This is a genomic window from Streptomyces jumonjinensis, assembly GCF_009600885.1.
Lineage (GTDB): Bacteria > Actinomycetota > Actinomycetes > Streptomycetales > Streptomycetaceae > Streptomyces > Streptomyces jumonjinensis.
The window spans coordinates 1-9,966 of sequence record NZ_VCLA01000026.1 but is presented as its reverse complement, the minus strand read 5'-3'; the positions used below and the strand labels follow the sequence as shown (position 1 = coordinate 9,966).

Annotated in this window: 8 protein-coding genes, 1 pseudogene and 1 riboswitch; of the genes and pseudogenes, 8 read left to right on the top strand and 1 reads right to left on the bottom strand. The window is 71.7% G+C overall.

Annotated elements, in window-relative coordinates:
• From shc to FF041_RS37700, 6 genes are all read left to right on the top strand, one after another.
• Nucleotides 1-1,901: squalene--hopene cyclase (gene shc, locus FF041_RS03800; protein ID WP_153521018.1), on the top strand; the 1,901-nt coding region annotated here is incomplete at its 5' end.
• Nucleotides 1,901-2,560 (top strand): phosphorylase family protein, encoded by a 660-nt coding sequence (locus FF041_RS03795; RefSeq protein ID WP_153521017.1) that lies wholly within the window; start codon nucleotides 1,901-1,903, stop codon nucleotides 2,558-2,560. The genes shc and FF041_RS03795, both read left to right, overlap by 1 nt.
• Nucleotides 2,561-2,565: 5 nt before the next feature.
• Nucleotides 2,566-3,588, top strand: a complete 1,023-nt coding sequence (gene hpnH, locus FF041_RS03790; RefSeq protein WP_153482160.1) for an adenosyl-hopene transferase HpnH — start codon at nucleotides 2,566-2,568, stop codon at nucleotides 3,586-3,588.
• Between the two features lie 44 nt (nucleotides 3,589-3,632).
• A complete protein-coding gene (locus FF041_RS03785; protein WP_153521021.1) occupies nucleotides 3,633-5,000 on the top strand; it encodes an aspartate aminotransferase family protein in 1,368 nt (455 codons plus the stop codon).
• Between the two features lie 85 nt (nucleotides 5,001-5,085).
• A complete protein-coding gene (locus FF041_RS03780) occupies nucleotides 5,086-5,706 on the top strand; it encodes a helix-turn-helix domain-containing protein (RefSeq protein WP_153521016.1) in 621 nt (206 codons plus the stop codon).
• A gap of 34 nt (nucleotides 5,707-5,740) precedes the next feature.
• Nucleotides 5,741-5,902, top strand: coding sequence for a DUF6126 family protein (locus FF041_RS37700; protein ID WP_194291924.1), 162 nt, complete (start codon nucleotides 5,741-5,743; stop codon nucleotides 5,900-5,902).
• Between the two features lie 155 nt (nucleotides 5,903-6,057).
• On the opposite strand, the gene FF041_RS03775 is transcribed toward FF041_RS37700, so the two are convergent.
• Complete coding sequence (locus FF041_RS03775; protein ID WP_323391137.1) at nucleotides 6,058-6,870, bottom strand: tyrosine-protein phosphatase; 813 nt, start codon at nucleotides 6,868-6,870, stop codon at nucleotides 6,058-6,060.
• Nucleotides 6,871-7,096: 226 nt separating this feature from the next.
• Between FF041_RS03775 and FF041_RS03770 the strand changes: the two genes are divergently transcribed.
• On the top strand, nucleotides 7,097-9,196 hold the full coding sequence (locus tag FF041_RS03770; RefSeq protein WP_153521019.1) for an alpha-galactosidase: 2,100 nt from the start codon (nucleotides 7,097-7,099) through the stop codon (nucleotides 9,194-9,196).
• A gap of 304 nt (nucleotides 9,197-9,500) precedes the next feature.
• Nucleotides 9,501-9,651, top strand: a riboswitch (cyclic di-AMP (ydaO/yuaA leader).
• A gap of 5 nt (nucleotides 9,652-9,656) precedes the next feature.
• Nucleotides 9,657-9,966 (top strand): annotated as a pseudogene (locus tag FF041_RS03765) (peptidase); the annotation flags it as partial.

Below are 9,966 nucleotides of genomic sequence, written 5' to 3'. Positions count from 1 at the left end.
CGGCCGGGGCCGCCCGCCGGGCGCTGGCGCGCTCCGTCGAGTATCTGCTGGGCCGCCAGGACGCAAAGGGCTGGTGGAAGGGCGACCTGGAGACCAATGTGACCATGGACGCCGAGGATCTGATGTTGCGTCAGTTCCTCGGTGTCCAGGACGACCGCATCACCGCGGCGGCGGCCCGGTTCATCCGCGGCGAGCAGCGCGCGGACGGGACCTGGGCCACCTTCCACGGCGGGCCCGGCGAACTCTCGGTCACCGTCGAGGCGTATGTAGCCCTCCGGCTCGCGGGCGACCGGCCCGACGAGCCCCATATGGAGACCGCGTCCGCCTGGATCCGCGCCCGCGGCGGAACCGCCGCCACCAGGGTCTTCACCCGGATCTGGCTCGCGCTCTTCGGCTGGTGGAAGTGGGAAGACCTCCCCGAGCTGCCGCCCGAGCTGATCTTTCTGCCCCGCTGGTTCCCGCTGAACATCTACGACTTCGGCTGCTGGGCACGCCAGACCGTGGTCCCGCTCACCGTGGTCTCCGCCAAGCGCCCGGTGCGGCCCGCGCCCTTCGCCCTCGACGAGCTGCACACCGACGCCCGGACCCCCAACCCGCCGAAGCCGCGCGCCCCCGTGCTGAGCTGGTCCGGCGTCTTCCAGCGCGCCGACCGGCTGCTGCACCTCTACCGCAGGGCGGCGCCGCGCGCCCTGCGCCGGGCCGCGATGAACACCGCGGCCCGCTGGATCGTCGAACGCCAGGAGAACGACGGCTGCTGGGGCGGGATCCAGCCACCCGCGGTGTACTCCCTCATCGCCCTGCGGCTGCTCGGCTACGACCTGGAGCACCCCGTGATGCGGGCGGGCCTGGCGTCGCTGGACCGGTTCGCGATCTGGCGCGAGGACGGCGCGCGGATGGTCGAGGCCTGTCAGTCGCCGGTCTGGGACACCTGTCTGGCCACCATCGCGCTCGCCGACGCGGGGCTGCCCGCCGACCATCCGGCGCTGGTCAGGGCCGCCGACTGGATGCTCGGCGAGGAGATCACCCGGGTCGGGGACTGGGCCGTGCGCAGACCCGGACTCGCCCCCGGCGGCTGGGCCTTCGAGTTCCACAACGACAACTACCCCGACATCGACGACACCGCGGAGGTGGTGCTCGCGCTGCGGCGGGTCGCCCACCCCGAACCGGCCCGCGTCGACGCCGCCGTCGCCCGGGCCGGGCGCTGGACGCTCGGGATGCAGTCGGGGAACGGGGCCTGGGGCGCGTTCGACGCCGACAACACCAGCCCCTTCCCCAACCGGCTGCCGTTCTGCGACTTCGGCGAGGTGATCGACCCGCCCTCGGCCGACGTCACCGCGCACATGGTGGAGATGCTCGCCCACGAGGGACGGGCCCGGCACCCCGGCACCCGGCGCGGCGTCGCCTGGCTGCTCGACCACCAGGAGCCCTGCGGAGCCTGGTTCGGCCGCTGGGGCGTCAACTACGTCTACGGCACCGGGTCGGTGGTCCCGGCGCTCACCGCGGCGGGCGTCCCCGCCGCCCACCCCGCGATCCGCCGTGCCGTGCGCTGGCTGGAGTCCGTGCAGAACGAGGACGGCGGCTGGGGCGAGGACCTGCGCTCCTACCGCGAGGAGAAGTGGATCGGCCGGGGCGCCTCCACCGCTTCCCAGACCGGGTGGGCGCTGCTCGCGCTGCTCGCCGCGGACGAGCGGGGCGGCGAGGCGGTCGAACGGGGGGTGGCCTGGCTCGCCGGGACCCAGCGGGCGGACGGCTCCTGGGACGAGCCGTACTTCACCGGCACCGGCTTCCCCTGGGACTTCACCATCAACTACCACCTCTACCGCCAGGTCTTCCCGCTCACCGCGCTCGGCCGCTATGTGCACGGCCGGCCCGCCATCGCCCCGGGCCGCCGGGCCCGTTGATGGCCTCCTCCCCGCAGCCGCCCGGCCCCCCGGCCGTGCCGCTGCTGATCGCCTGCGCGCTCGGCATCGAGCGGTTCGCCCTGCGCGGCGCCGACGACCGGGCCGGGGCCCCGGGCCCCGCCCGGGTGCTGCGCACCGGCATGGGACCGCGGAGCGCCGGGCACGCCGTGCGCACCGCGCTGAACGACGGGGCCATGCGGTACGCGGCGGTGCTCGCGTCCGGCTTCTGCGCCGGGCTCGCCCCCGGGATGCACCCCGGGGATCTGGTCGTCGCGGCCGAGACCCGTGACCCGGACGGCGCCACCCGCTGCACGGACACGGCGCGGCTGGTCGCCGCCGTCACCCGGGCCGTACCCGGCCGCCGGGTCCACACCGGTCCGCTCACCGGCTCGGACCGCGTCGTGCGGGGACCCGAGCGGGCCCGGCTCCGTACCACCGGAGCGATCGCGGTGGACATGGAGTCCGCCGCCACCCTGCGGGCCGCGCTGAGCGCCGGTCCCCGTCCGGTTGCGGCCGTACGGGTGGTCGTGGACGCTCCGGAGCATGAGCTGTTCCGCATCGGCACGGTCCGCGGTGGAATATCGGCTTTCCGCGTGCTCCGCGCCGTGCTTCCCGCATTCCACGAATGGCACCGTTCTTTGCCGCTCCCCAGGAGGTGAGCTAGATGGCCATGCCGCTCCGTCAGACCATCCGGGTCGGAACCTATCTCTTCGAGCAGAAACTGCGCAGGCGCGAGAAATTCCCGCTCATCGTCGAATTGGAGCCCCTCTTCGCCTGCAATCTGAAGTGCGAGGGCTGCGGCAAGATCCAGCATCCCGCCGGAGTGCTGAAGCAGCGGATGCCGGTGGCGCAGGCGGTCGGGGCCGTACTGGAGTCCGGCGCGCCGATGGTCTCCATCGCCGGCGGCGAGCCGCTGATGCATCCCCAGATCGACGAGATCGTGCGGCAGTTGACGGCCCGGCGGAAGTACGTCTTCCTCTGCACCAACGCCCTGCTGCTCCGTAAGAAGATCGAGAAGTTCACCCCGTCCCGGTACTTCGCCTTCGCCGTGCACATCGACGGGCTGCGCGAACGGCATGACGAATCGGTCGCCAAGGAGGGAGTGTTCGACGAAGCGGTGGCGGCCATCGTGGAGGCCAAGAAGCGCGGATTCCGGGTCACCACCAACTCCACCTTCTTCAACACCGACACACCGCAGACCGTCATCGAGGTGCTGAACTACCTCAATGACGAGCTGAAGGTGGACGAGATGATGATCTCGCCCGCGTACGCCTATGAGAAAGCCCCCGACCAGGAGCACTTTCTCGGGGTGGAACAGACCCGGGAGCTGTTCCGGAAATCGTTCGCCGACGGCAACCGGCGGCGCTGGCGGCTCAACCACTCGCCGCTGTTCCTCGACTTCCTGGAGGGCAAGGCCGACTTCCCCTGCACCGCGTGGGCCATCCCCAACTACTCGCTCTTCGGCTGGCAGCGCCCCTGCTATCTGATGAGCGACGGCTATGTCCCCACCTACCGGCAGCTCATCGAGGAGACCGACTGGAACAGCTACGGCCGGGGCAAGGACCCGCGCTGCGCCAACTGCATGGCCCACTGCGGCTATGAGCCCACCGCCGTCCTCGCCACCATGGGCTCGCTCAAGGAGTCCCTCAGGGCCGCCCGCGAGACCGTCTCGGGGAACCGGGGGTGACCGCCGCCGGGCATCCCGGCGAGGCCACGCGGGGCTTCGATCTCATGGCGCTGCTCGCCGAACGCGGCAAGGAGCGCTATGACCTGCACACCCGCCATCTCAACCACCAGCTGCCGCGCATGCTGCGCACCATCGGCTTCGACAAGGTCTACGAACGGGCCGAGGGCGCGTACTTCTGGGACGAGGACGGAGACGACTATCTCGACATGCTCGCCGGATTCGGCGTCATGGGGCTGGGCCGCCACCACCCCGTCGTCCGCAAGGCGCTGCACGATGTCATCGACGCCTCCCTCGCCGATCTCACCCGCTTCGACTGCCCGCCGCTCCCGGGCCTGCTCGCCGAGCGGCTGCTCGCCCACAGCCCCCATCTCGACCGGGTGTTCTTCGGCAGCAGCGGTACGGAAGCGGTGGAGACCGCGCTCAAGTTCGCCCGGTGCGCCACCGGCCGCCCCAGAGTCCTCTACTGCGACCACGCCTTCCACGGACTGACCGCCGGATCGCTCTCGGTCAACGGCGAATCCTGCTTCCGGGACGGCTTCGCGCCCCTGCTGCCCGACACCGCGATCCCGCTCGGCGATCTCACCGCGCTGGAGCGCGAACTGCGGCGGGGCGATGTGGCCGCCCTGATCGTGGAGCCCATCCAGGGCAAGGGCGTGCACGAGACCCCGCCGGGGTTCCTCCGTGCCGCGCAGGATCTGCTGCACCGGCACGGAGCGCTCCTGATCGCCGACGAGGTGCAGACCGGCCTCGGCCGCACCGGCGACTTCTGGGCCCATCGGCACGAGGACGGGGTGGAGCCGGATCTGATCTGCGTCGCCAAGGCCCTCTCCGGCGGCTATGTGCCGGTCGGGGCCACCCTCGGCCGGGACGCGATCTTCCGTAAGGTCTACTCGGCCATGGACCGGGTGCTGGTCCACTCGGCGAGCTTCGGCTCCAACGCCCAGGCCATGGCCGCCGGACTGGCCGTGCTCTCCGTGATCGAGGACGAGGGGATCGTCGCCAGGGCCCGCGCCACCGGCGATCTGCTGCGCACCCGGCTCACGGCGCTCATCGACCGCTATGAGTTCCTGCACGCGGTCCGCGGGCGCGGGCTGATGATCGGCATCGAGTTCGGGCAGCCCCGCTCGCTGGTGCTGCGCAGCCGCTGGGCCATGCTCCAGGCCGCCCGCAGGGGACTCTTCGCGCAGATGGTGGTGGTGCCGCTGCTGCGCAGACACCGGATCCTCACCCAGGTCTCCGGCGACCGGCTGGAGGTGATCAAACTGATTCCGCCGCTGACGATCGGCGAACGGGAGGCGGACCGCTTTCTCGGGGCCTTCGAGGCCGTGATGGACGAGGCCCACTCCGGGGGCGGTCTGATGTGGGACTTCGGCCGGACCCTGATCGGGCAGGCGGTCGCCGGCCGCCGATGAGCCGGGATCCCACCAGATCTCACCGGGATTTTGCCTCTGAGGCAAGAAACTTGCCTCAGAGGCAGTTTCCTGGCGCAATGGTCCTATGCAGAGTCCTCCCGGGGGTCATCCCCCGGACCTCCGGTCTCCCGCGGGAGACATCCCGGCCGAGCTGCCGGACATGGCGCCCAGACTGCGCGATCTGCGCCGTCGCCGGGGTCTGACCCTGGAGGCGGCAGCCCAGCGAGCCGGTCTCTCACCAGCGCATCTGTCCCGGCTGGAGACCGGCCGCCGACAGCCCTCGCTGCCCATGCTGCTCTCCCTCGCCAGAATCTACGGTACGGCAATCTCCGAGCTCCTCGGCGAGCTGTCGCCGGAGCGCGACCCCGTCATCCGCGGCGGCGGCCGGGAAGCCGCCGCCGCGGACGGCTGGACCTACCACCGGATGGGCTCGCCCGGCCGCGCCATGCAGGCGCTGCGGCTGATCGTCCCCTACGGCGCTCAGGGCGATCTGGTCCGGACGCACCCGGGCGAGGAGTGGATGTACGTCCTCGACGGGCGGCTGAGGCTCACCCTCGGCGAGGCCGTGCACGAGCTGGGTCCCGGCGACAGCGCGCACTTCGACTCGCTCACCCCGCACCGTCTCGCGGCGGCGAGCCGCGACGGCGCCGAGCTGCTCTTCGTCCACACGCTGCTCCAGAGCCCCGACCTCTATCCGCATCCCTGATCCGGGGACGCGCCCATCAGAAGTGAGGATCGACATGTCCGAGAACCCCGCCGCCGCCCCCGTGCCCCAGAAGCCCGGCGGCAAGCAGGAGGGCAAGTTTCCCAGGGGGATCTGGGTCAGGCTCTTCGCCTATCTGGTCGCGGGCCATGTGTTCGCCGGATTCCTCTATCTGCTCTTCGAGGTCGGCTCCAAGTAGACCGCTCCCCGACGCAGGGCCCGGGCACGCAGGGCCCCGATCCCGAGCCCGCAGGGCCCTGAGCGGGCCCCGAGCAAGGTGGGGCCCCGAGCAGGAGCGGGCCGGCGGCCACGGCCTCCGTGCCTCCGTCCCGCTGTGCGGCGAGGCCCGCGGCGTCAGACGGCGGTGAGCAGCCGCTCCCGCAGCCGCTCCCGCGTCCCGGGGCCGATCCCCAGCCCCTCCGTGAGATAACGCTCCGTGGTGCCCCAGGTCCGCTCGATGGTGTCGAACGCCGAGTGCAGATACTCCAGGCGGGCATCGAAGAGCGGGCTGAGCAGCTCCATCACCTCCGGCGACAGCGCCTCGGGAGAGTTGTCCCCCCGGCGCACCAGATAGCGGCGGTGCGGATCGTTGGACTTCAGATAGTCCGCCTCGACGGCCTCCCGCTCCACCCCGACCGCGAGCAGGGAGATCGCTATCGCGAGCCCCGCCCGGTCCTTCCCCGCCGCGCAGTGCATCAGCGCCGGAACACTGCTGTCGGCGAGCGCGTGCAGAATCCGGCTGTGCTCATCGGTCCGGTCCGTGATCATCCTCCGGTACGACTCCGCCATCCGCCCGGCGGCCTTGTCGTCGGCCAGGATCGACCGCAGCTGCTCGATGTTCCCCTCCCGGATCATCTTCCAGAACTCCGCGCCGTCGGCCGGATCGCTGAGCGGCATGTTCACATTCCGTACGCCCGGCAGCTCGACGTCCGGGCCCTCCAGCCGGATGTCGGCGGCATTGCGGAAGTCGAAGACCGTGTGCAGGCCCAGCGTGGCGAGAAACGCGGCGTCGCCCTCGGTCGCGTGCGCGAGATGACCGCTGCGGAAGAGCCGGCCGTGCCGCACCCTGCCGCCGTCCACGGTCGGCAGCCCGCCCACATCACGGAAATTGCGCACCCCGGTCAGTTCGGGCTCGGTCGACGGGACCTGCGGCAGCTGCTGCGTCACGGAGTCTCCTGAGGGTCACGGTCGCCGGCGCTGCTCGCCGGCGATGGCGCGTTCTTGACGATACGACATCGGTTCCTCGGGCAATCATCTTGTCCGGCCGGCTCCGGGCGGACCCGCGCGCCCCGGCATCCCGCCCTCCGGGCCCATTGTGCGGCCGGCGGGACCGACGGAAGATGTCCGGGCGTGTTCGGGCATGTTCGGGCCTGTGACCATCCGGAGGGTCGAGATGATCGAGAGCACCGGCGACGGGCGGACCTGGGTGCTCTCCGGTCCCACGAGCGGCTACGCGATCGGGCTGACCGACGCCGATGAGCTGCTCCATCTCCACTGGGGCCCCAGAATCGCCGTCGAGGACGCCGAGGCCCTCGCCGCACAGGCCCCACCGCCGTACCGGCCGTTCGAATCCCCGCTCGACGGACACGAGGAGTACCCCGTCGAAGGCGGCCCCCGCTTCGTCCGCCCGGCGCTCTCCCTGCGCACCCCCGGGGTGCGCGGCACCGAGTGGAGCTTCGCCGCCGCGGAGACGGACGGCGACGAGCTGAGGCTGCGCTTCACCGACGCCCTGCACGCCCTCGGGCTCACTCTGCACTACCGGATGCGCGACGACGCCGACGTCGTCGAGCGCTGGGTCACCGTCGCCCACGAGGGGCCCGGAGCCGAGCTGGAGATCCTGCGCGCGGACGCCGCCGTCTGGACCCTGCCCCGGCGCGACTCCTGGCGGCTGGGCCAGCTGCACGGACGGTGGGCGGCCGAGTCCCGGCTCGTCCGCGCCGAGCTGACCTACGGCGAGAAGATCATCGGCAGCCGCCGGGGCCACACCGGACACCAGCATCTGCCCTGGGTCGCGCTGGACGCGGACGGCGAGAGCACCGAGGAGCGGGGCGAGGTGTACGGCTGCGCGCTCGGCTGGTCCGGGTCCTGGCGTATCGCCGTACAGCACCTGCCCGACGGACAGGTGCAGATCACCGGCGGCGCGGGCCACGACGACTCCGGCCTGCTGCGGCTCGCCCCCGGCGACTCGTACACCTCCCCGGTCTTCGCCGGGCTCTGGAGCGCCGGAGGGTTCGGCGGCGCGAGCCAGGCCTGGCACGCCTGGCAGCTCGCCCGGGTGATCCCGGACGCCGCCGCAGAACGGCCCGTCCTCTACAACTCCTGGGAGGCCACCGGGTTCGACATCTCCGAGGAGCGGCAGCGCGCGCTCGCCCGCCGGGCCGCCGCCATGGGCGTCGAGCTCTTCGTCGTCGACGACGCCTGGTTCGGCGCGCGCACCAGCGACCGCGCCGGACTCGGCGACTGGACGCCCAACCCGGAACGCTTTCCGCGGGGACTCGCCCCGCTCGCCGACGAGGTGCACGCACTGGGCATGGACTTCGGGATCTGGGTCGAACCGGAGATGGTCAACCCCGACAGCGATCTCTACCGCGCCCACCCCGACTGGGTACAGCACCATCCCGGCCGGACCAGGACCGAGTACCGCAACCAGCTGGTGCTGAACCTCGCCCGTCCGGACGTCCGCGAGCATCTGTGGCGCCAGCTGGACCAGCTGCTGGGCAGCGCGCCGATCGACTATGTGAAATGGGACTTCAACCGCTGTTTCACGGACCCGGGCTGGCCGGGCGAGGAGTACCCCCAGAGGCTCTGGGTCGAGCATGTCCACGCCCTCTACGGACTGCTCGACCGGCTGCGCGCCGCGCATCCGGGGGTGGTGTTCGAGTCCTGCTCCGGCGGCGGCGGCCGGATCGACCTCGGCATCCTCTCCCGCACGGACCAGGTGTGGACCTCCGACAACACCGATCCGCTGGACCGGCTCGCCATCCAGCACGGCTTCAGCCAGCTCCACCCGGCACGGGTGATGGCCGCCTGGGTCACCGACAGCCCCCAGACCCAGCTCAACGGGCGGCGCAGCTCCCTCCGCTTCCGTTTCGTCAGCGCGATGGCGGGGGTGCTGGGCATCGGCGGCGATCTGACGCGGTGGAGCGAGGAGGAGCTGACCGAGGCGCGCGGCTGGGTGGAGCTCTACCGGCGGATCAGGCCGCTGGTCCAGCACGGCGAACTCCACCGGCTGCGCGCGCCCGGCGGCGGGCTGAGCGCGGTGCAGTTCCTGCGGGGCGAGGAGACCGTCGTCCTCGCCTGGCTCCAGGCGCAGCACTACGGGGAGCCGCCGCCTCCGCTGCGGCTGCGCGGACTCGATCCGGCGGCGGCCTACGAGTGCCTGGAGAGCGGAGCCGTCCACCGGGGAGCCGTACTGGCGCACCAGGGGCTGCACACGGGGCTGACGGGCGATCTGGACGCCGCCGTCATCCGGCTGCGCCGTCGCTCATCATGACATTTAGCTGCTATGACTGAATTGGGTGATTGGGTATAACATGCCCCGTCATCAGGGGAGATGGGGTGCTGCTGGTGCGCAGGATCACAGTGGTGACGGTGTGTGGCGGGACGATGGGCCCCGATATCGATACCGGAGGGCGAGTTGGGGGAGCGGGTTCCACGCAGGGTGACCGGTTCTCCCCGCGCCTCGCTCTGTGGATCATGACGCGATAACCGGATCGGCTTGTTCCGTTCATTCCGGCTCGTCTACGGTCACGGCCATCCGGACGGGCCGCCCAATCCTGCCGCCGTCCGGAAACCCCATCACGACATCCGTATGCGGCAGGAGCGGGGGAACCAGGCAGTACGCCGGTCCGGATCTCCGGACGGCTCGGGGTGAAGCCGCGCAGCCGCGCGGCCGGGCATCTCCAGCCCGAACCCGACAGCTCACCTCGCAGGCGCCGGAGAGGAATCGCGCCATGCCCGAAAAGGGTAAGCACCGTCGTCCCAGGACCAGCACTCTCACCCGTGGCTTCGTCGCCGCCGGAACCGGTGGCGCGGCCATCGCCCTGCCGCTGTTCGGCGCCGCCGGGGCCCATGCGGCGGAGCGGCCGGCCCCGGCTGCCCCTGCCGCCTCGGCCTCTGCGGACTCCGTGGTGGAGCGGGCCGCGGCCCCCAAGGGCGGGAAGCCCGCAGGGGACCCCGCCGCCGTCTACCGGGTCGTCGCCGGTGACCATCTGTCCCGGATCGCCGAAGAGCACCGCGTCAGCGGCGGCTGGCAGAAGCTCT